Source organism: Novilysobacter viscosus (assembly GCF_046600715.1).
Taxonomy (GTDB): Bacteria; Pseudomonadota; Gammaproteobacteria; order Xanthomonadales; family Xanthomonadaceae; genus Lysobacter_C; species Lysobacter_C viscosus.
The window spans coordinates 48,580-68,472 of record NZ_JBJMAV010000008.1 but is presented as its reverse complement, the minus strand read 5'-3'; the positions used below and the strand labels follow the sequence as shown (position 1 = coordinate 68,472).

General features: G+C 69.8%; 20 protein-coding genes. 14 read left to right on the top strand and 6 right to left on the bottom strand.

Going from position 1 to position 19,893, the window contains the following annotated elements; genetic code table 11:
• The first annotated feature begins 171 nt into the window (after positions 1-171).
• From ACJQWL_RS11925 to ACJQWL_RS11915, 3 genes are read left to right on the top strand one after another with little or no spacing between them, the layout of a single operon-like run.
• Positions 172-780, top strand: a complete 609-nt coding sequence (locus ACJQWL_RS11925) for an RNA polymerase sigma factor (RefSeq protein WP_330968762.1) — start codon at positions 172-174, stop codon at positions 778-780.
• Positions 777-1,187 carry a hypothetical protein gene (locus ACJQWL_RS11920; RefSeq protein ID WP_330968761.1) on the top strand — a complete coding sequence of 137 codons (411 nt, stop codon included), beginning with the start codon at positions 777-779 and terminating at the stop codon, positions 1,185-1,187. The genes ACJQWL_RS11925 and ACJQWL_RS11920 overlap by 4 nt, the downstream gene beginning before the upstream one ends.
• A gap of 1 nt (position 1,188) precedes the next feature.
• Positions 1,189-1,656 (top strand): DUF3106 domain-containing protein, encoded by a 468-nt coding sequence (locus ACJQWL_RS11915; protein ID WP_330968760.1) that lies wholly within the window; start codon positions 1,189-1,191, stop codon positions 1,654-1,656.
• 33 nt (positions 1,657-1,689) lie between these two features.
• Here the strand turns inward: ACJQWL_RS11915 and ACJQWL_RS11910 are convergent, their stop codons facing one another.
• Both ACJQWL_RS11910 and ACJQWL_RS11905 read right to left on the bottom strand, forming a co-directional pair.
• Positions 1,690-2,835: an NAD(P) transhydrogenase subunit alpha gene (locus tag ACJQWL_RS11910; RefSeq protein WP_330968759.1), complete on the bottom strand. Its 1,146-nt coding sequence runs from the start codon at positions 2,833-2,835 to the stop codon at positions 1,690-1,692.
• Positions 2,836-2,987: 152 nt separating this feature from the next.
• Positions 2,988-5,279: a DUF1631 family protein gene (locus ACJQWL_RS11905; RefSeq protein WP_411300918.1), complete on the bottom strand. Its 2,292-nt coding sequence runs from the start codon at positions 5,277-5,279 to the stop codon at positions 2,988-2,990.
• Between the two features lie 163 nt (positions 5,280-5,442).
• On the opposite strand from ACJQWL_RS11905, the gene ACJQWL_RS11900 reads away from it, so the two are divergent.
• Genes ACJQWL_RS11900 through ACJQWL_RS11890 form a run of 3 tightly spaced genes read left to right on the top strand, consistent with a single transcriptional unit; the run spans position 5,443 to position 7,597 of the window.
• Positions 5,443-6,069, top strand: coding sequence for a nitroreductase family protein (locus tag ACJQWL_RS11900; RefSeq protein WP_330968757.1), 627 nt, complete (start codon positions 5,443-5,445; stop codon positions 6,067-6,069).
• Complete coding sequence (locus tag ACJQWL_RS11895) at positions 6,066-6,998, top strand: 5'-3' exonuclease (RefSeq protein ID WP_330968756.1); 933 nt, start codon at positions 6,066-6,068, stop codon at positions 6,996-6,998. The genes ACJQWL_RS11900 and ACJQWL_RS11895 overlap by 4 nt, the downstream gene beginning before the upstream one ends.
• 35 nt (positions 6,999-7,033) lie before the next feature.
• On the top strand, positions 7,034-7,597 hold the full coding sequence (locus tag ACJQWL_RS11890; RefSeq protein ID WP_330968755.1) for an NUDIX hydrolase: 564 nt from the start codon (positions 7,034-7,036) through the stop codon (positions 7,595-7,597).
• A gap of 230 nt (positions 7,598-7,827) precedes the next feature.
• On the opposite strand, the gene pip is transcribed toward ACJQWL_RS11890, so the two are convergent.
• Both pip and prmC read right to left on the bottom strand, forming a co-directional pair.
• The gene (gene pip, locus ACJQWL_RS11885; protein WP_330968754.1) at positions 7,828-8,769 is read right to left on the bottom strand and encodes a prolyl aminopeptidase; all 942 of its coding nucleotides are present in this window, start codon (positions 8,767-8,769) and stop codon (positions 7,828-7,830) included.
• 60 nt (positions 8,770-8,829) lie between these two features.
• Positions 8,830-9,654 (bottom strand): peptide chain release factor N(5)-glutamine methyltransferase, encoded by an 825-nt coding sequence (gene prmC / locus ACJQWL_RS11880; RefSeq protein ID WP_330968753.1) that lies wholly within the window; start codon positions 9,652-9,654, stop codon positions 8,830-8,832.
• 100 nt (positions 9,655-9,754) lie between these two features.
• On the opposite strand from prmC, the gene ACJQWL_RS11875 reads away from it, so the two are divergent.
• From ACJQWL_RS11875 to oxyR, 4 genes are all read left to right on the top strand, one after another.
• Complete coding sequence (locus ACJQWL_RS11875) at positions 9,755-10,627, top strand: alpha/beta hydrolase (protein WP_330968752.1); 873 nt, start codon at positions 9,755-9,757, stop codon at positions 10,625-10,627.
• A gap of 200 nt (positions 10,628-10,827) precedes the next feature.
• Positions 10,828-11,391 (top strand): alkyl hydroperoxide reductase subunit C, encoded by a 564-nt coding sequence (ahpC, locus tag ACJQWL_RS11870; protein WP_330968751.1) that lies wholly within the window; start codon positions 10,828-10,830, stop codon positions 11,389-11,391.
• A gap of 297 nt (positions 11,392-11,688) precedes the next feature.
• On the top strand, positions 11,689-13,317 hold the full coding sequence (ahpF, locus tag ACJQWL_RS11865) for an alkyl hydroperoxide reductase subunit F (RefSeq protein ID WP_330968750.1): 1,629 nt from the start codon (positions 11,689-11,691) through the stop codon (positions 13,315-13,317).
• Between the two features lie 157 nt (positions 13,318-13,474).
• Entirely contained in the window at positions 13,475-14,398 is a 924-nt protein-coding gene (oxyR, locus tag ACJQWL_RS11860; RefSeq protein WP_330968749.1) for a DNA-binding transcriptional regulator OxyR, read from the top strand.
• Between the two features lie 8 nt (positions 14,399-14,406).
• Here oxyR and msrA read toward each other — a convergent pair whose 3' ends face one another.
• On the bottom strand, positions 14,407-15,063 hold the full coding sequence (gene msrA / locus ACJQWL_RS11855; RefSeq protein ID WP_330968748.1) for a peptide-methionine (S)-S-oxide reductase MsrA: 657 nt from the start codon (positions 15,061-15,063) through the stop codon (positions 14,407-14,409).
• Positions 15,064-15,144: 81 nt separating this feature from the next.
• On the bottom strand, positions 15,145-15,414 hold the full coding sequence (locus tag ACJQWL_RS11850; protein ID WP_330968747.1) for a putative signal transducing protein: 270 nt from the start codon (positions 15,412-15,414) through the stop codon (positions 15,145-15,147).
• A gap of 104 nt (positions 15,415-15,518) precedes the next feature.
• Between ACJQWL_RS11850 and ACJQWL_RS11845 the strand changes: the two genes are divergently transcribed.
• From ACJQWL_RS11845 to ACJQWL_RS11830, 4 genes are all read left to right on the top strand, one after another.
• Entirely contained in the window at positions 15,519-17,267 is a 1,749-nt protein-coding gene (locus tag ACJQWL_RS11845) for a glutamine--tRNA ligase/YqeY domain fusion protein (protein ID WP_330968746.1), read from the top strand.
• Positions 17,267-17,842, top strand: a complete 576-nt coding sequence (locus ACJQWL_RS11840; RefSeq protein WP_330968745.1) for a nucleoside deaminase — start codon at positions 17,267-17,269, stop codon at positions 17,840-17,842. The genes ACJQWL_RS11845 and ACJQWL_RS11840 overlap by 1 nt, the downstream gene beginning before the upstream one ends.
• 50 nt (positions 17,843-17,892) lie before the next feature.
• Positions 17,893-18,969, top strand: a complete 1,077-nt coding sequence (gene rlmM / locus ACJQWL_RS11835; RefSeq protein WP_330968744.1) for a 23S rRNA (cytidine(2498)-2'-O)-methyltransferase RlmM — start codon at positions 17,893-17,895, stop codon at positions 18,967-18,969.
• Between the two features lie 133 nt (positions 18,970-19,102).
• Positions 19,103-19,864 carry an EF-hand domain-containing protein gene (locus tag ACJQWL_RS11830; protein WP_330968743.1) on the top strand — a complete coding sequence of 254 codons (762 nt, stop codon included), beginning with the start codon at positions 19,103-19,105 and terminating at the stop codon, positions 19,862-19,864.
• Positions 19,865-19,893: the final 29 nt, after the last annotated feature.

The following is a 19,893-nucleotide window of genomic DNA, read 5'->3' as shown; positions in this document are numbered from 1 at the left end:
CCCCGGGTGCAGCCCGTGGGTTGCAAGCCGCCTGCCCCTGCACCTGCCCCGCCCCGGACACATGACGCCCGCATTCCATGACCGACCGTCGCCATACGCGGCCCGTGTACCGTCCCCGCGCAGCGGTGGGCGGCCCACCCGCACCGATGCACCTGCTGACGACCGATCGCTATGCTGCAGCTCGTGTCCGTCCATGACGAAACCCGGCCGCCCCCCGTGGCGGCCCCGATCCGATCCGCCGACGGCGACGGCGATGGCGTCGCCATCCCGGGGACGCTGGAAGCGTTCCTGGCCGGCATCCAGACCCGCGCATTCCGGTTCGCCGAGATCGGGCTGCGCCAGCGCGATGACGCGCTGGACGCGGTGCAGGACGCGATGGTGAAGATGCTCGCCTACGCCGACCGCCCGGCGACGGAATGGACGCCCCTGTTCTGGAGCATCCTGCGCAGCCGGATCGTCGACATCCAGCGTCGGCGCAGCCTGCGCCTGCGGTGGTTGGCGCCCAGCACCGACGACGAGCGCGACAACCCGGTGGAATGGGCGGACCCCAGCGCTGCAGGACCCGGTCGGACGCACGACGGGCAGGAGGCGTACCGGGAGCTGGCCGATGCGCTGCGACAGTTGCCGCGCAGGCAGCGCGAGGCGTTCACCCTTCGCATTCTGGAAGAGCTCGACGTAGCGACCACCTCACGTGTCATGGGCTGCAGCGAAGGCGCAGTCAAGACCCACCTTTTCCGCGCCCGCGAAGCGCTGCAACGGCACCTGGAACCCTGGCGATGAGCACACGAGATCCGAACCTGCAGGCACGGGATGGCGACGCCTTCGACAGCGCCATGCGGGCGCGATACGCGCAGGGCCTGCACTCGCTGCCGCCCTCCACCGCCGGCGCCCTGCGGGCGGCACGCCGGACGGCATTGGCCCCCGCCACCCGGCGGAAGCGGACGGCACCGGCGTGGCAGTGGGCCGGCGCCTTCGCCGCCGTGGCCGCGCTGGCACTGGGACTGCGCTTCGTCGCACCGGGGGCGGCCACCACCGCGATGGCCCCGCAGGTGGCCGCGGCGGACGCGATGGACGCGGACGGTCCGGCCGCTGATATCGAAGAGATCGTCGCCACCCTGGACGAGAACCCCGACATGTACCTCTGGCTGGCCGTCAACGACGACCTGCCCCCGACACGGGAGCCCTGAAATGCCGTCCCTGCCTTACCTGCCACGACGCCGGTGGCTGGCCACTGCCACGGCAACCCTGCTGCTGGCGGCGGGCACCGTCGCAGCCGGGCCCGCCACGCCAGGGGCCGCCACGCCACTGCCCGACTGGGACCGGCTGACGCCGCAACAGCGCGAGTTGCTGGTCACCCCGTTGCGCGAGCGCTGGAACAGCGAACCCGCCAACCGGCCACGCATGCTCGAGCATGCCCGGCGCTGGCGGGAGATGACCCCCGACCAGCGCCGGCAGGCGCGCTCGGGGATGGAACGCTGGCGCCACATGAGCCACGAACAGCGTGAACAGATGCGCTCGCTCTATGCGCGGATGCGTGCGCTGCCCCCAGGCGAGCGCGCGGCGCTGAAGGCGCAATGGCGGGCCATGACGGGCGAGCAGAGACGCGAATGGGTGCGCTCCAACCCGCCGCCGGAGCGCACCCGCGACGCCGACTGAAGTGGGGGCGCCGAGGCCTGGCCCGGTCCGGGCTCAGTCGCCCGTTGTTTGTGCCGCGGGGACCGGGGGGGCCGGGACTGGGGCGCGATCGGGCCACACCGTGCGTGCCAGCAGTTCGTCGTCCCAGTCGTACGACAGACGCCCGTCGCGGATGAACAGCGACACGAAGTTGAAGACGTTGCGCGCATACATCTCGCTGGCATGCAGGGCGCCCTGGCTGGCCAGGTCAACCGGCCCGGCGATCACCACGCCGCCCACGTCGACCGTTTCGCCCGGCCGGGTCAGCTCGCAGTTGCCGCCGCTTTCGGCGGCCAAATCGACGATGACGCTGCCCGGCTTCATGCCCGCGACCATGTCCGCCCCCACGATCCGGGGCGCCGGGCGTCCGGGCACGGCAGCGGTGCAGATCAGCACGTCCACCTGCTTGAGGTGCGCGGCCAGTCGCTTCTGCTGCTCGGCCCGCTCCTCCTCGGTGAGCGTGCGGGCGTAACCGCCCTCGCCCGCCGCCGACACGCCCAGGTCAAGGAAGCGGGCGCCCAGCGATTCGATCTGCTCGCGGGTTTCCGGCCGCACGTCGAACCCTTCGACCTGCGCCCCGAGGCGGCGCGCGGTGGCGATGGCCTGCAGGCCGGCCACGCCGGCGCCGATCACCAGTACCCGCGAGGGTCGGATCGTGCCGGCGGCGGTGGTCAGCATCGGGAAGAACCGCGGCACCAGTTGAGCTGCGAGCAGGGTCGCCTTGTAGCCCGCCATGCCGGCCTGGGAACTGAGCACGTCCATCGATTGGGCGCGCGTCGTCCGTGGCAACCGCTCAAGCGGGAACGCATGCAGGCCGCGCGTGCGGATCGCGTCGGCGCGCGCGGGATCGGCCTCCGGTGCCAGCAGGCCGACGATCGCCGCGCCTTCGCGCAGCTGCAGCAGGCGCTCCGGCACGGGGGGCCTGACGCAGAGCAGCACGTCACAGGCCAGGACCGCGTCGGCCGCGTCCAGCCCGGCCCCCGCTTCACGGTAGGCCTCGTCGGCAAACCCGGCGCGGCTGCCGGCGCCGTGTTGGACGCGTACGTGCGCGCCGGCGGCCACCAGCTTGCGACAGGTTTCCGGGGTCATCGCCACGCGACGTTCGCCCGGCGCGGTCTCGGCGACCACACCGACGGTCAGGGCAAGCGGTGCCTCGGTCATTCGATGTCCTTTCGTGGCCGGCGCCGGACGGCGTGCGGTCGAATCCTAACGAAAGGACGGGCCCGACGCGACGCGCGTCAGCGTCGGCGATCCATCGCAGGATGTCGTGCAGCCGCGAGCCGGGCGATGCCGGCTGCCCGGACGGGACGGGCTCAGTGCTGGCCGACCGCCTTGTCCAGGCGGTGGCGGACCTGGCGCATGGCCTCGTCGAAGGCGGTGCTCTCGGTCCCGGTTACCAGCCGGCCGGCGCCAGCCAGCACCGCCAGTTCCCGCGCGGTAGCGGCCAGGACGCGAACGCCGCGACGGTTGACCAGCAGCAGGCGCGCGGTCAGCGGGCTGACCCACGCGACCTTGGCAGGCACGACCTCGCCCTGGGTGTCGGTCAGTCGCACCCAGTCGCCGATGGCCAGACCGGCCAACGATGCGACCAACGCCGGGTCCGGCTCACCGGCGCCCGCGGCACCGGACAACCACACGCGACGCTCCTCGGAACCCTCGTCCTCGGCCTCGCCGGTACGAACCGGCTGCGCCTGCACGTTGCGCGGACGGTCGGGCGTCGCCAGTGCGTGCACCAGGCCGGCCAGGGCGTGGCGGGCGGCGCTGTCGTCCAGTCCCGAACTGGCCAGGCACTGCACGATCGCAGGCTCCAGGCCCAGCAGGTGGTCGGCCAGTTCCTTGCCACGGTGCTCTGCGGCAAGCCGGTCGGCTTCCAGCAGTGCATCGCCCAGGTTGAAGGCCTCGGCTTGGCGGGATGGCTCGTCGCCCTCGCGCAGTACCGTCTGGATCACGTGGTGGCGCCACGGCTCGGCCAGGAAATCGGCCACGGCGCGCGTCATGCGCTGGCCGCGGAGCCGGTCACCGACGGCGCTGTCGGCAGCGGCGCGTGCCGAACCCAGGCGTTCGCGGCCCATCGAGGCCTTCACCGCGCGCTGCTCCTGCAGGTCGACCCGGCGACGCTGCTGGTTCAGAAGTGCATCCAACTCGGCATGTGCGAGCTCGAACACCGCCATGTCCTCGTTGTACTCGGCCACGACCCGTTGCGAGGCGGCAGCCGCGCGATCCAGCAGCTCGCGGTCCTGGGGCGTAGTGGCCTGGTTGCCCTCGCATGCCTCGGTGATCGCATCCAGCAGCTTCCGGGCCGGGTGGTCATGGGCAACGAAGACGCTCTCGTCGGTCAGCGCCACCTTCACGTATGGCAGCACCAGCCGGGCATACAGGCGGCGGGCGCGATCCTGCAGCGAGTGGTTGCGGAACAGCGAATCGAACAACAGCGCAACCAGGTCGATGGCGTCCTCTTCCTGGGCGCTGAAGCGTGTCTGGTCGGGGTTGATGCCGATCCGGCGCGCGCCATCGGAGAGGTGGTCGCGGATGGTGTCGGCCAGGCGGCCGGACCCCGCAAGCGCCCGGGCAAAGGCATCCGGCGGCTCGTGCTGCATCATCGAGGCGACGCTCAGCATCTCCTCGACGCGCATTTCGCGCTTGGCGGCCGCTGCCGCCGCCGCGGCCGGTGCCGAGGCGTGGCCCGGCGTGGTCGAGCCGACCCCCTGCTGCCTGAGTCCCTCCCGCCAGGTCTGCAGGAGTGCACGCAGGTCGGCCAGCTCCTGGGCGACATGTTCGCGCAGCTCCCCCGGGGAGGCAGGCGCGGCCGGCGACGGGGCCTGGGGCTGCTCACGGCCGGGAACGCTTTCCAGACCGGGCACGGAGAACGCGCCCGGGTCCGCATGCGCTTGCGGCTGGGGTTGCGGCCGGGATTGCGTCTGTGGCTGCGCCTGCGGCTGGCGCGGCTCCACGGTGTCGGCAACGAACGGTTGCGACGGACGCGTGGCGTGGTGGGGTTCGGGACTAGCGACACCGTATCCGGCCGAGGCCAGCAGGGTGTTGATGCGCCCGTAGAAATCACCCAGCAACATCGCCAGGTCCTGCTCGTACTGGCGGAACATCAGCGAACGCACCGACGCCGACGGCTCGGCTTCGCGGAAGGTCTCCACGAACGCCGCGGCCAGGCGGTCGGGGCCGATCGGATTCATCTCGCAGGTGGTGCCCAACGCGGCACTCAGCGTCGTCAGGCGACCCCGCAACATCTCCAACGGTCGCTGGTAGCGGCCCTGTAGTGCCTCGGACAGGCGCTGGCCCTGCAACTGGAACTCAAGCTGCTCGTCGTCGATCAGGCCAAGCGGCAGTTCACCGCGGTTGCGCACGCGCAGGCCGCGGAAGTCGTCGAAGCCCTGGCCCAACTGCTGCCGGAAGCGCATGGCGAGCGTGGCATTCTGCTGCCGCAGCAACCGCAGCGATCCCAGGTCCTCGAAGTGGCCGGGGCCGGCCATCCCGTTGGGCACCGCGTTGTTGAGCGACTGTTCGACACCGCGGAAGACCATCGCCGGAAGGCCGCCAAGCTGCTCCAGCGCCAGGCGTTTGACCTCCTCCAGGACGCGCAGAGGCTCCATTGGAGATGCATTGACCACGCCAAGCGGGCTATTGGACACGATGGATCCCCCGGTGAAGCTGAGGCGACGCGGACTGGGTGACGCTGGGCGTCGCCTACGACACACGCTGCAGCATAGTGGCAAGATGGGTCAGCCAGCAGGCCGCTTGACGATTATGTGACTGATGTCCCCAAAACTCCCTGATACCGACGCCGAGACCCGCGCCGGTGGCGCCTTCGAGGGCCCCTTGCTCCTCGCCCTGGACGCCCGCCGGTCCGTACCGGCCAAACAGCTGTCGAGTCCCGGCCCGGACTCCGCCACGGTGTTGCGGATGCTGCGCTCGGCCGTGCGCGTTCCCGACCATGGCAAGCGTGTGCCGTTCCGGTTCCTGTCCATCCAGGGCGAGGCGCGCCACGCGCTGGGTGAACGGCTGGCGGGGCTTGCCCTGGCCCGGGACCCGGACGCAGCCGCCTCGGCGCTGGAGAAGGAACGCGCGCGTTTCTGCCATGCCCCCGTGGTGCTGGTGGTGGTCGCGCGGCTGGGACCGGACGCGAAGATCCCCGAACAGGAGCGCCTGCTGACCGCCGGCTGCGTCTGCTTCGCTCTGCTCCAGGCGGCCCAGGGGCTGGGCTTCGGAGCCACCTGGCTGACCGGTTGGCCCGCCTACGATCGGGACGTGCTGGCCTTGCTGGGGCTGGAGGCGGACGAGCACGTCGCCGGCTTCATCCATATCGGGACCCCCCGCCTGGATGCGCCGGAGCGCGACCGCCCGGATCCACGGACGCTGCTCACGCCGTGGACCGGCACATGAGCGGCGCGCCGGCGCTCTACCTGGTTGACGCGAGCCTCTACGTCTTTCGCGCCTGGCACTCGATGCCGGACGAGTTCAGCGACGCCGACGGCTGGCCCTGCAACGCGGTCCAGGGCTTCGCCCGGTTCCTGATGGAACTGCTGGACCGGGCCAGGCCGCAGCATGTGGCGGTGGCGTTCGACGAAGCGCTCGACTCGTGCTTCCGCAATGCGCTCTACCCCGCCTACAAGGCCAACCGCGAACCCGCGCCCGAGGCCTTGAAGCGCCAGTTCGCCCACTGCCAGGCACTGGTGGCGTCGCTGGGGCTGGCCGTGCTCTCCCATCCCGAATACGAGGCCGACGACCTGATCGGTACGGCTGTGCACGGCGCACGGCGTCGCGGTATGCGGTCAGTGATCGTGTCGGCCGACAAGGACCTCTCGCAACTGCTGGGCGAGGGTGACGAGCAATGGGACTTCGCCCGCAACCAGCGCTGGTCCGCGGACGGCGTGCATGCGCGCCATGGGGTACACGCACACCAGATCGCCGACTACCTCGCCCTTACCGGTGATGCGATCGACAACATCCCGGGCGTCCCCGGCATCGGCGCCAAGACCGCCGCGGCCCTGCTTGCCCATTTCGGCACGCTGGATGCCCTGTTGCTGCGTGTGGACGAAGTCCCCTACCTGCGCCTGCGCGGCGCCAAGGCGTGCGCCGAACGCCTGCGCCTGCACCGCGACCAGGCCCTGCTGTGCCGGCAGTTGGCGACCATCGCGTTGGATGCCCCGGTGCCGGAAGGCGACCCGACGTTTGGCCGCCGCCATGCCGATGCCGACGCGCTGGGAAGGCTATGCGAGCACCTCCGGTTCGGGCCGATGACCCGGCGCCGGCTTTACCAGACCGCGGGCCTGGCGTTCACCCCACCGGGTGCGGCGGTGTTGGACGCATGACGACGAACCCGCCCGCAAGCCGCTAGCATCGACGCATGACCCACGACCCATCCGACTCCAACCCCGAGCTTCTCTACGAAGGCGCCTGGCTGCGCATGCTGCGGCGGGGCCAGTGGGAATACGCCGAGCGCACCCATGGCAACGGCATGGCGGTGATCGTGATCGCGGTGACCCCGGCCGACACCGTGCTGTTCGTCGAGCAGTACCGCATACCGCTGGGGGCACGCACCATCGAGATGCCCGCAGGCCTGGTCGGCGATGACCATGCCCACGACACACTGGCCGATGCCGCCCGCCGCGAACTGGTCGAGGAGACCGGCTGGCATCCCGCGCACGTGGACGTGCTGCTGGTGGGACCCACGTCCTCGGGCATGAGCAACGAGCGCATCGCCTTCGTCCGTGCCCGTGGCCTGACCCGCGTCGGCGAAGGTGGCGGAGTGGGCAGCGAGGACATCACCGTTCACGAAGTGCCGCGGGCGCAGGCCCCGGCGTGGCTCATGGGCAAGCAGGCCGAAGGGTTCGAGCTGGACCTGAAACTGTGGGCGGGCTTGTGGATGATCGAACACAACCCGGACGGGTCACGGGCAGGGCCAGCGTAGGCCCCGGCCGGGTGCCGTTGCGGCCCGCCTTCCCGCTTGCCCGGCTTCGCCACCGGTCCTGCAGGAGCGACGCGAGTCGCGATTGCGCGGTTCCCGGGTTCCGGGCTCCAGGGCGCCGCAGCTACATGGCCTCCCTGCTGGGCATCCGCCACGTTACCTCGCTCCTGCAGGCGCCCTGCGGCAATCGCGGCTGAAGCCGCACCTGCAGTGCGGGACGGCACGGCACGCGCCTACGCGAATCGATCCGTCGCCCGCACCAGCGCGTCGACGTTCTCCGCCTCGAATGCCGAATGCCCGGACGCGGGCGTGATCACGAGTTCCGCCCTGGGCCACGCCTTGTGCAGGTCCCAGGCATTGGCGACCGGGCACACCACGTCATAGCGCCCATGCACGATCACGCCCGGGATTTCGGCGATCCGGCCGGCGTCGCGAAGCAACTGGTCGTCGCACTCGAAGAAGCCGCCATTGACGAAGTAGTGGTTTTCGATGCGCGCGAATGCCAATGCGAAGTGCGGGTCCTCGTGGCTGCTGGCGAAGTCAGCATCGATGTGCAGGAAACTGGTTGCGCCTTCCCACACGCTCCAGGCCTTCGCAGCCTCGAGCCGCACGGACTCCTCCGCGGAGGTGAGTCGGCGATGGTAGGCCCCGATCAGGTCCTTGCGCTCCACCTCGGGGATCGGCGCCAGGTAATGCTCCCAGGCATCGGGGAACAGGCGTGAAGCCCCTTCCTGGTAGAACCATTCCAGTTCCCAGCGGCGCAGCATGAAGATACCGCGCAGCACCAGTTCGCTCACCTTGTCCGGGTGCGCCTGGGCATAGGCCAGCGCAAGCGTCGAGCCCCATGACCCGCCGAATACCTGCCAGCGCCCGACTTCAAGGTGGCGGCGCAGCCGCTCGATGTCCTCGACCAGGTCCCAGGTGGTGTTGTCGACCAGGTCGGCGTGGGGGACCGAGCGCCCGCTGCCGCGCTGGTCGAACAGCACGATCCGGTACTTGGCCGGGTCGTGGAAGCGACGCATCTTGTCGCTGCAGCCGCCGCCCGGCCCGCCGTGCAGCAGCACCACCGGCTTGCCCTCGGGGTTGCCGCACTGCTCGTAGTACAGGGTGTGGCGGTCGTCGACCTCCAGCGTGCCGATGTCGTAAGGCTGGATCTCGGGATAGAGGCTGCGCATGGGGATCTCGCGGGGAAAGCTGGCGCGCCAGTGTAACGACGCCTTCGTGCGCCGGCAGCCTCAGCCCGGACGGCGACCCAGGGTCACGCGATCACGCTGCTCCAGGTCCTGCGCGGTATGGACATCGACCAGTCCGGCACCCGTCAGAAGGCTGCGCACCGCCTCGCCCTGCTCCCAGCCGTGCTCGATCAACAGCCAGCCACCCGGCTCGAGGAACGCCGGGGCGTCCCGGCTGATCGTGCGGATCGCATCCAGTCCGTCCACGCCCGAAGCCAGTGCGCTGCGCGGCTCGTGGCGCAGGTCGCCCTGGACCAGGTGTGCGTCACCGTCGGCGATGTAGGGCGGGTTGCTTGCGATCAGGTCGAACCGCCCGCCGGCCACCGCGCAGAGCCAGTCGCCCTGGCGGAAGGCCACGTTGGCCACGCCCAGCGCCTTCGCATTGGCACGCGCAACCGACAGCGCGTCGCCGCTGGCATCGGTCGCCAAGACGCGGGCGGCCGGCCGTTCAGTCGCGATGGACAGGGCAATGGCACCACTGCCGGTGCCCAGGTCCAGCACGCGCGTTGGGGTGTCGGTGGAGAGCCGCGCCAACGCGAGCTCGACAAGGCATTCGGTGTCCGCCCGCGGAATCAACGTGGCGGGCGACACCTTCAGGTCGAAGCGCCAGAACCCGCGGTGACCGATGAGGTAGGCCACCGGTTCGCCGGCCTGGCGCCGCGCAAGCCAGCCCCGGAACCGCTGCAGTGCGTCGTCGTCCAGCTCGTCGTCGGCATGCGCGTACAGCCAGGCGCGGGACCGGCCCAGCGCATGCGCGAGCAGCACTTCGGCATCGGCACTGTCGATACGCTGGCGCGCATCACGCAACGTCGCATCTATACGGGCCATCGTGCCGTATCCCCTTTCAGCCACTTCCAACGCCTCGCCTTGCCAGCGCGCATCGTACGCGGCACGCAGGCGTCCCATCCCTCCCTGGTACCCCTCCCGCATGTCTTCCGTTCGCAATGTCCTGACCCACTCGGCACTGGCGCTCACCGCCCTGCTCACGACCGGCTGCGAAAGCGCGCTGTTCGCGTTCGCCAACCGCAACGTCGCACCGCCGGAAGTCTCGGTCACGTATGCGCCCGACCTCGGCCTCGCCCTGGATGTCTACCGGCCCCAGGGCCCGCAGCCGGGCAACGCACCCGCACCCACCGTGGTGTTCTTCTACGGGGGTGGCTGGCAACGCGGCGAGCGCGCGCAGTACCGGTTCATCGGACGGCGTCTTGCGCAGAACGGCATCCTTGCGATCGTCGCCGACTACCGGACGTTCCCGACCGCAGGCTTCCCCGCATTCGTGGACGATGCCGCGCGCGCCGTCGCCTGGACCCGTGACAATGCCCACGAGCATGGCGGCGATCCGGGCCGGCTGTTCGTCGCCGGGCATTCGGCGGGTGCGCAGATCGCTGCGCTGGTGGGGACGGACGCGCGTTACCTGGAGCGCCAAGGCATGAAGCCAGGCGACCTTGCCGGCGTCATCGGGCTGGCGGGGCCCTACGACTTCGAGATCACCGGCCAGTACCGCCAGGTGTTCGGCCCCATCGCGCAGTGGCCGCAGGCCCAGGCGATCAATTTCGTCGACGGCCGTTCGCCTCCGTTCCTGCTGATCCACGGCACCGGCGACCGCGTGGTGGAAGCGCGCGACAGCCGGCAGATGGACGACAAGCTGACCGGCGCGGGCGTGCGCTCGGAGTTGCTCATGCTGGCCGACGCCGGCCACAGCGCGCCCCTGCTGGCGTTGTACGACCCTGGGCGCCTGCCGCAGGTGCTCGATGCAATCGTCGGATTCGTGGCCCGGACACCGCCGCCGCCGGCGCAGTGAGCCCGCCTGGGCGCCCCGTCCGTCCTCAGCTCGACCTTGTATCCGGACGGCCGTGGCGCCAGCTAAGGAGTGCGGAAGGGCGCCTTTGATAGATTCAGTCTATCGAATCAATACAATCAATCGATTTGAATGATTGATTGTCCCCGCCTATCATCTCCGCAGCTTTCACCTGCCCCCACATATGCAAGGAGTCATTGCGAATGTCTTTGATCAACACCCAGGTACCGCCGTTCAAGGCCCAGGCGTTCCACAACGGCAAGTTCGTCGAGGTCACCAACGAGACCCTGAAGGGCGAGTGGTCGGTCATCGTGTTCATGCCGGCCGCCTTCACCTTCAACTGCCCGACCGAAGTCGAGGACGCGGCCGACAACTACGACGAGTTCCAGAAGGCCGGCGCCGAGGTCTACATCGTCACCACCGACACCCACTTCTCGCACAAGGTGTGGCACGAGACCTCACCGGCGGTCGGCAAGGCGAAGTTCCCGCTGGTCGGTGACCCGACCCACGCGCTGACCAAGGCGTTCGGCGTCCATATCGATGAGGAGGGCCTGGCCCTGCGCGGCACCTTCATCGTCAACCCCGAGGGCATGATCAAGGCCTACGAGGTGCACGACAACGCGATCGCACGCGACATGAAGGAAGCACTGCGCAAGCTCAAGGCCGCGCGCTACGTCGCCAACCACCCCGGCGAGGTCTGCCCGGCCAAGTGGAAGGATGGCGAGAAGACCCTCAAGCCGTCGCTTGACCTGGTCGGCAAGATCTAAGGCCACCGCGGTTGCGGAAGCCCGGGCGGTCCGCCGCCCGGGTCATCCCTGCGGCTGCTTGCATCAGCGGCCTGGGCTCGCCGGCCACACCCCTCCCGGCTTCCTCCCCGGCCCCGGCCGCTCCTGCAAGCATCCCGGCTCGCCGCGGCGACGTCTCCATCGCCTGCACGCGCCAGCCAAGGCCCTTAGCCTCCGGCTCCCGTACACGGCCCGGCCATCCCAGGGGGCGGCGGCGCGCATCTGTCCAGTCCTCCGGACCCTCTTTCTACTCTTCCTTCCCTCGTGGAGCCCCACGCCATGCTCGACGCCGACCTCAAGCCCCAGCTGTCCGCCTACCTGGAAAAACTCCAGCTGCCGATCCAGCTCATCGCTTCGCTGGATGAGGGCGAACCTTCGCGAGAGCTCGAGTCGCTGTTGAAGGACATCGCCTCGTTGTCTGAGAAAGTCAGCTACGAGCGCCGCGACGACGATGCCCGCCGGCCGTCCTTCGCGATCGTTCGCCCCGGCTCGGATGTGGAAGTGCGTTTCGCCGGAATCCCGATGGGCCACGAGTTCACCTCGCTGGTACTCGCGCTGCTGCAGGTCGGCGGGCACCCGGTGAAGATCGACGACGCGGTGCAGGACCAGGTGCGGGCACTGCAAGCCCCTGCGGCGGACGGCAGGTTCCGCTTCGAGACCTACATGTCGCTGTCCTGCCAGAGCTGCCCGGACACCATCCAGGCGCTCAACGCGATGAGCGCGATCAACCCGAACATCACCCACGTCGCCATCGACGGGGCGCTGTTCCAGGAAGAAGTGGAATCGCGCGAGGTCATGGCGGTGCCGACCGTGTTCCTCAACGGTGAGCTGTTCGGCAACGGCCGCATGGAAGTCCAGCAGATCCTGGCGAAACTCGACACCGGCGCAGTCGCGCGCTCGGCCGAGCAGATCAAGGCCAAGGCACCGTTCGACGTGCTGGTCGTGGGCGGCGGGCCGGCCGGCGCGGCGGCGGCGATCTACGCCGCGCGCAAGGGCATCCGCACCGGCGTCGCTGCCGAGCGCTTCGGCGGTCAGGTGCTCGACACCATGGCGATCGAGAACTTCGTCTCGGTGCAGTACACCGAAGGCCCGAAACTCGCGGTCGCGCTGGAACAGCACGTGCGCGAGTACGAGGTCGACGTCATGAACCTGCAGCGCGCCAGCGCGCTGCTGCCCGCGCGCGCGCCGGGCGGCCTGATCGAGCTGCAGCTGGAGAACGGCGCGACGCTCAAGGCCAGGACAGTGATCCTCTCCACCGGCGCACGCTGGAGGCAGATGGGCGTGCCTGGCGAAGAGGTCTACAGGAACAAGGGCGTGGCCTATTGCCCGCACTGCGATGGCCCACTGTTCAAGGGCAAGCGCGTGGCCGTGATCGGCGGCGGCAACTCCGGCGTCGAAGCCGCAATCGACCTGGCCGGCATCGTCGCCCACGTCACCCTGGTGGAGTTCGACGCCAGCCTGCGCGCCGATGAAGTCCTGCAGCGCAAGCTGCGCAGCCTGCCGAACGTGGAGATCGTTCTCAGCGGCCAGAGCACCGAGGTGCTGGGTGACGGCAACCGGGTCACCGGGCTGGTGGTCAAGGACCGCGAAACTGGCGCGTCGCGCACGATCGGGCTGGAGGGCGTGTTCGTGCAGATCGGACTGCTGCCCAACACCGAGTGGCTCAAGGGCGCCGTCGAGCTGTCGGCGCGCGGCGAGATCGTGATCGACGAGCGTGGCGCGACCAACGTACCGGGCGTGTTCGCCGCGGGCGATGCCACCACGGTTCCGTACAAGCAGATCGTGGTCGCCATGGGCGCCGGCAGCACCGCCGCCCTGAGTGCCTTCGACCACCTGATCCGGATGCCCACCGACGCCGCCGCGGCGACCGCCACGCCGGTGACCGAGGCGGAATCGGAACCGGCCTGAGGGAGGTTGGTTGCTTGATTGCCCGAGCCCGTAACACGCCATCGGTCAGGGCCTTGCGCAACACCCGGAGCCCCCGCGCCGGTGGGGGGTCGCGGCCGGCGTGCGCAGGCCGGGGCCCACGGCGATACTCCCCACGCCATGGCCACGGTGCGCCCACATGAACCTGCGCGACCTGAAGTACCTCGTTGCACTTGCCGACCACAAGCACTTCGGGCGTGCCGCGGGGGCCTGCTTCGTCAGCCAGCCGACGCTGTCCACGCAGATCCGGAAGCTCGAGGACGAGCTGGGCGTGTCGCTGGTTGAGCGCGCTCCGCGGCGGGTGATGCTGACCCCCGTGGGCCGCGACATCGCCGAGCGCGCGCGCAAGGTGATCAGCGACGTCGAGCAGATGTCCGAGATTGCCCGCCGCAGCCAGGACCCGGAGGCGGGGACCGTGCGGCTGGGGCTGTTCCCCACGCTCGGCCCCTACCTGTTGCCGCACGTGGTGCCCGGCCTGCGCAAGCGCTTCCCGCGACTGGAACTGCTGCTGGTCGAGGAAAAGACCGACCAGGTGCTGGCGCGCCTGCGCGACGGCCGCCTGGACGCGGGCATCCTCGCCCTGCCGATCCACGACGACCAGCTGCATGTCGAGCCGCTGTTCGACGAACCCTTCCTGCTGGCGGTCCCCCAGGAGCACGCCCTGGCGAAGCAGCCTTCGCTGGACATCGGCCAACTGGACGACCAGCACCTGTTGCTGCTGGAGGAAGGCCACTGCCTGCGTGATCAGGCACTGGACGTGTGCCGGTTGTCGGGCGCAAGCGAGCGTGACGGTTTCCGCGCCACCAGCCTGGAAACGCTGCGGCAGATGGTGGCGGCGGGCGTGGGCATCACGTTGTTGCCGATGCTGGCCGTGCAGCCGCCGGTGCCGCCCTCCCCCGACGTTCGACTGCTGCGGTTCAAGGGCGAGGCACCGCACCGCCAGATCGCCATGGTGTGGCGTCGGAGTTCGGCCATGGACGGCTTCCTCGGGCAGCTGGCGGCCGAGTTCAAGCGGTTGCCCGCCGCGCTCCTGCAGCCGCCGAAAGCCGCCCGCAAGGGCTGACGCCTGCCCTAGAAGGCCCCGTCGACGCCGCTGGCGCAGGCCACGCCGGTTCCACCCAGCCCGCAATAGCCGCCGGGGTTCTTGGACAGGTACTGCTGGTGCTCGTCCTCGGCGTAGTAGAACGTCGGCGCCGGATGGACGATCTCCGTGGTGATCGGGCCAAAGCCGGCCTCGGTCAGCCGCGCCTGGAACGCGTCGTGCGACGCCAACGCCGCGAGGTACTGGGCCTGGCTGGTGCAGTGGATGGCCGAACGGTACTGGGTGCCGGCGTCATTGCCCTGGCGCATGCCCTGGGTGGGGTCGTGGCCCTCCCAGAACGCCTGCAACAGCGTCTCCAGCGACGTGGCCGCTGGATCGAAGACCACCAGCACAGCTTCGGTGTGGCCGGTCTGGCCGCTGCACACCTCGCGGTAGGTCGGGTTGGGTGTGTAGCCACCGGCGTAACCCACCGCCGTCGTGACCACCCCCTCCTTGTTCCAGAACAACCGCTCCGCGCCCCAGAAGCAGCCCATGGCGAAATGGATCCGTTCCAGCCCGGTGAACGAGCCCTTCAGCGGCCGGCCGTGCACGTGGTGGCTGTTGTGCAGCGGCGGCGGCGTTTCACGCCCGGGGAGGGCGTCTCCGCGACCGGGCATGCGTTGTTTGTAGGCACCGATGCCGGGCATGGCGACGCTCCTGTTGGCTGGGTTCCTTGGATATCGGGGAGTGCGCCTGGGGGATCAAGGTTCACCGCGCGTCCGCGGGGATCACGCAGTGCCGGGAAGGCCCTCTCCAAGACCCTCCAGCCGGGCCGGGTCCGCGTCACCTTCGCCCAGGCCCAGCGCATCGACGATCGCCCGGGCCTGCGGCCAGGCCGCCGCGGGTACGCACACCTGCACCACGCCGAACAGCGGCAACTCGCCCATGCCGCCAACCAGAGCCTCGCCCTTCAGGAACACCGGGATGTCCGCCGCCTCCAGCGCGTGTCGCACCAGGTGGGCATCGATCAGGTTGGCGGCGTCGTAAACAGGCTTCATGGGGACCTCCAGTGCGTCGCCGAAGCATAGTCGCAGGCCCGCGAAGCCGGCGTCGCAAGGGTCCAGCCGCTAGACTGGCCACTTTCCCGCGCCGACCCCTACGCATGTCCGCAACGCCAGACACACCCGATGCCAGCGCCACGCCCGAGAAGAGCGACTTCATCCGCCAGATCGTCCGCGACGACCTTGCCAGCGGGAAGCACGCCACGGTCAAGACCCGCTTCCCGCCCGAACCCAACGGCTACCTGCACATCGGCCACGCCAAGGCGATCTGCCTGGACTTCGGCCTCGCCGCGGAATTCGGCGGCGTGTGCAACCTGAGGCTGGACGACACGAACCCGGCCAAGGAAGACCCCGAATACGTGCGCGCCATCCAGGAGGACGTTCGCTGGCTCGGTTTCCAGTGGCACGACCTGCGCCACGCCTCGGATTACTTCGAGGTGTTCCACCTTGCCGCGGAAAAGCTGATCCGGCAGGGCGATGCCTTCGTCTGCGACCTCACCGCCGAGCAGGTGCGCGAGTACCGCGGCACGTTGACCGAGCCGGGCCGGCCGTCGCCGTTCCGCGACCGCGGCGTGGGAGAGAACCTCGAACTGTTCCGGCGCATGCGCGCGGGCGAATTCGCCGATGGCAGCCACACGCTGCGCGCGAAGATCGACATGGCCAGCGGCAACATCAACCTGCGCGACCCGGCGCTGTACCGCATCAAGAAGGTCGCCCACCAGAACACCGGCGATGCGTGGCCGATCTACCCGATGTACGACTTCGCGCACTCCCTGAGTGACGCGATCGAGGGCATCACCCATTCGCTGTGCACGCTGGAATTCGAAGACCATCGCCCGCTGTACGACTGGTGCGTGGACAGGGTCGACCTGGCCGGCTCGCCGGAACTGCTCGAGCCGCTGGCGTCCAGGGGCCTGCCGCGCGAAGCGGCCAAACCCCGCCAGATCGAGTTCTCACGCGCCAACCTCACCTACACGGTGATGAGCAAGCGCAAGCTGATGGCGCTGGTGCAGGCCGGCCTCGTGGACGGTTGGGACGACCCCCGCATGCCCACCCTGCAGGGCATCCGCCGCCGTGGCTATACGCCGGCATCGCTGCGCCTGTTCGCCGACCGCCTGGGCGTGAGCAAGCAGAACTCGCTGATCGACTACGCGGTGCTGGAAGGGTGCCTGCGGGAGGACCTGGATGCGCGTGCGCCGCGCCGCATGGCGGTGGTCGAGCCGTTGAAGTTCACGTTGACCAACCTGTCCGACGACCACGCCGAAACGCTGACCTTCTCCAACCACCCCAAGGACGAGGGGTTTGGCTGCCGCGAGGTGCCGTTCTCGAACGAGCTGTGGATCGAACGCGACGACTTCGCCGAAGTGCCGCCCAAGGGCTGGAAGCGGCTGGTGCCCGGCGGCGAGGTGCGGCTGCGGGGCGCCGGGATCGTGCGCTGCGACGAGGTGGTCAGGAACGGCGCCGGTGAGATCGTGGAGCTGCGGGGCACGCTCGACCCCGCTTCGCGCCCCGGCATGGAGGGCGCCAACCGCAAGGTCAAGGGCACCATCCACTGGGTCAGCGCGCGCCATGCGGTCCAGGCGCACATCCGCCTGTACGACCGGCTGTTCACCGTGCCCGATCCCGACGACGACGAGGCCGGCGGCACGTACCAGGACCGGCTCAATCCCGACTCGCGCCGCACGGTGGCCGGCTACGTCGAGCCATCGGTCGCGCAGGCCGCGCCGGAGACGGCGTTCCAGTTCGAACGCCTGGGCTACTTCGTTGCCGACCGCCACGACCATCGCAGCGATGCACCGGTCTTCAACCGAGCCGTGACCCTGCGCGATACGTGGGCAGCCCGGGCCTGATGCTGTACGCGCAGGTCCACCTCACGCTTCCGGCCTGGGTGCACGAGCACGTCGACGGCAACCGTACCTGGCCCGGCGACGAAGCCAAGGTCGCGCTCGCCATCGAGCTGTCGCGCCTGAACATCGAGGCGCGCAGTGGCGGCCCGTTCGGCGCCGCGGTGTTCGGGCCCGACGACCGTATCGTCGCGGTCGGTGTCAACCGGGTCCTGCCGCAGCAGTGCTCGCTGGCGCACGCCGAGACGATGGCCTACATGCTCGCGCAACAACGCGCCCAGCGCTCGCGCCTGAACGAGCTCGAGGACGGCACTCGGCTGGGACCCTTTACGCTGGCGACCTCGGCCCAACCGTGCTGCCAGTGCTACGGCGCCACCTTCTGGGCCGGCATCGACCGGCTGTTGATCGGCGCCCGGAGCGAGGACGTGGAGTCACTGACCGAGTTCGACGAAGGACCGCTGCCCGCCGACTGGGCAGGGGAACTGCAACGCCGGGGAATCGAGGTCGTGCGCGACCTGCACCGTGACGCGGCGCGCGCGGTGCTCGAGCAGTACGGCCAGCTGGGCGGCACGTACTACTGAAGCCGGCGAACGGCCCTGTCCGGCCGGCGGCACCAAAGGAGGGACGCGGGATGAAGGCCGATGGATTACTGCTGTACTGCCGTTCCGGCTTCGAGCCGGAACTGGCCGCCGAACTTGTCGACCGTGCGGCCGACGCCGGCCACCCGGGCTACGCACGCACCCAGCGCGGCGACGGCCACGTTTCATTCTTCTGCGACCGCCCCGACGCGCTGGACCGCGTCCTGCCGCTGCACCGCCTGATCTTCGCCCGGCAGAAGTTGCGGCGGCTGGCGGATCTGCCGGGGCTGGACCCGAGCGATCGTGCGACGCCGCTGCTGGCGGCGCTGGAATCGGTATACGGCGGGCAACCCGACGTCCCGGTGTTCGGCGAGCTGTGGACCGAACACCCCGACTCCGACACCGGCAAGCCGCTGGCCGGCCTTGCGCGCGGGTTCGGAAATGCGCTGCGACCGCTGCTGCGCCAGGCCCGCTGGCTGACCCCCCAGCCCGACCCGGGGCGGCCACGCCTGCACGTGGTGCTGCTCGGAGGCACGCACCTGGTACTGGCCACGTCCGATCCTGCCGACAGCGCGCCGTGGCCGATGGGCATCCCTCGCCTGCGCATGCATGCCGACGCCCCCAGCCGCTCCGCACTCAAGCTGGAGGAAGCGTTGCTCACCCTGCTGGACGAGGACGAGCGCGAGAGAATGCTCCGCGACAACATGCAGGCCGCCGACCTCGGCGCGGCACCGGGCGGCTGGACCTGGGTGCTGATGCGCCACGGCATGAAGGTCACCGCGGTCGACAACGGTCCGCTGCGTCAGGCCCTGCTCGACAGCGGCCGCGTGGACCACCTGCGTGCCGACGGCTTCACCTGGCAGCCTGCGCGAACGCTCGACTGGATGGTGTGCGACATGGTCGAGCAGCCCAGGCGGGTGGCAGAACGCATGGCCACGTGGCTGCGGGAGGGGTGGTGCCGCAATACGGTCTTCAACCTCAAGTTGCCCATGAAGAAGCGCTGGGAAGAGACCCGGATCTGCCTGGAGGGCCTGGAGCAGCAGGCCCATCGGCCGCTGGAGATCCGCGCGCGGCAGCTGTACCACGACCGCGAGGAGATCACCGTCTTCGCCCGGCCGGCGGCGCGCTAGACGCGCGCGAGACCGGAGAGGGAAGCGGTTGTTCCAGCCCCTCCCTATTCAGCCGCGGTTTCGACCCTACACGCTGGATTGACCGCGTGGCGCCTAGGGTCGCCGGACCCCATACCCGAGAGGGACCGGAACCATGAAGACCACGAGTTCGAACGTTCGCAAGACCCATATCACCCTCGCCCTCATGGCCGCCTTGGGCATGTCGGGCGCCGCCGTGGCGCAGGACTCCGAGGCCGCCGCCGAAGCCGAAGCCGAAGCCAATGCCGAACTGGCGGTGATGGACGCCAATGCCGCACGCGAGGCCGCCGAGGCCGCCCAGGAAGCCGCGGAGGCTGCCGCCGCCATTCGCGACTCGGGTTCGATGTCGGCCCATGGCGCGGCCACGGCCGAGGCAACCGCGCACACGGCACATGAGTCGTCGGTCGATGCGCAGCTGGCCGCCAACGAGGCGGTCAATGCCGCCAACGACGCGCTCGGCGCCGAGACCGGAGCAGACGATGGCGACCAGAAGGTCGGTTCCGCTGTCGAAGTCCGCCAGGCCGCGATTAAGGCAGAGGCGGCAAGCAACGCCACTGCTGCTGCTGCGGCACGCGCGCAGATGGCCGCGGAAGCCACTGCCCACGCCACGATGGAACCGGCGCCCGCCGTTGCGGTGGTGCCGGTCGTGCCGGTCGTGCCGGTCGCCCCCGCGGTCGGTGCACCCGTCTACACCGGTGCCATCGTCCAAGCCAACGGAACCCTGATCGTGGATTTCTCGTCGCTGGACCTGGACGGCAATGGCTACCTGGGCCGCGACGAGGTCTCGGGCTACGCCACGCTTTCGGGTGAGTTCGACATGGTCGACACCGACCGCGATGGGCAGCTCAGCCCGGCTGAAATGCAGGCCCGACGCTGACCCAGGGAGCCGGGCGCAGGCAACCCTGG

Bases quoted from the DNA above. Each gene is read 5' to 3' on its own strand.
- ACJQWL_RS11925 (WP_330968762.1), top strand. From the start codon at position 172: ATGCTGCAGCTCGTGTCCGTCCATGACGAAACCCGGCCGCCCCCCGTG.
- ACJQWL_RS11920 (WP_330968761.1), top strand. From the start codon at position 777: ATGAGCACACGAGATCCGAACCTGCAGGCACGGGATGGCGACGCCTTC.
- ACJQWL_RS11915 (WP_330968760.1), top strand. From the start codon at position 1,189: ATGCCGTCCCTGCCTTACCTGCCACGACGCCGGTGGCTGGCCACTGCC.
- ACJQWL_RS11910 (WP_330968759.1), bottom strand. From the start codon at position 2,835: ATGACCGAGGCACCGCTTGCCCTGACCGTCGGTGTGGTCGCCGAGACC.
- ACJQWL_RS11905 (WP_411300918.1), bottom strand. From the start codon at position 5,279: ATGGAGCCTCTGCGCGTCCTGGAGGAGGTCAAACGCCTGGCGCTGGAG.
- ACJQWL_RS11900 (WP_330968757.1), top strand. From the start codon at position 5,443: ATGTCCCCAAAACTCCCTGATACCGACGCCGAGACCCGCGCCGGTGGC.
- ACJQWL_RS11895 (WP_330968756.1), top strand. From the start codon at position 6,066: ATGAGCGGCGCGCCGGCGCTCTACCTGGTTGACGCGAGCCTCTACGTC.
- ACJQWL_RS11890 (WP_330968755.1), top strand. From the start codon at position 7,034: ATGACCCACGACCCATCCGACTCCAACCCCGAGCTTCTCTACGAAGGC.
- pip (WP_330968754.1), bottom strand. From the start codon at position 8,769: ATGCGCAGCCTCTATCCCGAGATCCAGCCTTACGACATCGGCACGCTG.
- prmC (WP_330968753.1), bottom strand. From the start codon at position 9,654: ATGGCCCGTATAGATGCGACGTTGCGTGATGCGCGCCAGCGTATCGAC.
- ACJQWL_RS11875 (WP_330968752.1), top strand. From the start codon at position 9,755: ATGTCTTCCGTTCGCAATGTCCTGACCCACTCGGCACTGGCGCTCACC.
- ahpC (WP_330968751.1), top strand. From the start codon at position 10,828: ATGTCTTTGATCAACACCCAGGTACCGCCGTTCAAGGCCCAGGCGTTC.
- ahpF (WP_330968750.1), top strand. From the start codon at position 11,689: ATGCTCGACGCCGACCTCAAGCCCCAGCTGTCCGCCTACCTGGAAAAA.
- oxyR (WP_330968749.1), top strand. From the start codon at position 13,475: ATGAACCTGCGCGACCTGAAGTACCTCGTTGCACTTGCCGACCACAAG.
- msrA (WP_330968748.1), bottom strand. From the start codon at position 15,063: ATGCCCGGCATCGGTGCCTACAAACAACGCATGCCCGGTCGCGGAGAC.
- ACJQWL_RS11850 (WP_330968747.1), bottom strand. From the start codon at position 15,414: ATGAAGCCTGTTTACGACGCCGCCAACCTGATCGATGCCCACCTGGTG.
- ACJQWL_RS11845 (WP_330968746.1), top strand. From the start codon at position 15,519: ATGTCCGCAACGCCAGACACACCCGATGCCAGCGCCACGCCCGAGAAG.
- ACJQWL_RS11840 (WP_330968745.1), top strand. From the start codon at position 17,267: ATGCTGTACGCGCAGGTCCACCTCACGCTTCCGGCCTGGGTGCACGAG.
- rlmM (WP_330968744.1), top strand. From the start codon at position 17,893: ATGAAGGCCGATGGATTACTGCTGTACTGCCGTTCCGGCTTCGAGCCG.
- ACJQWL_RS11830 (WP_330968743.1), top strand. From the start codon at position 19,103: ATGAAGACCACGAGTTCGAACGTTCGCAAGACCCATATCACCCTCGCC.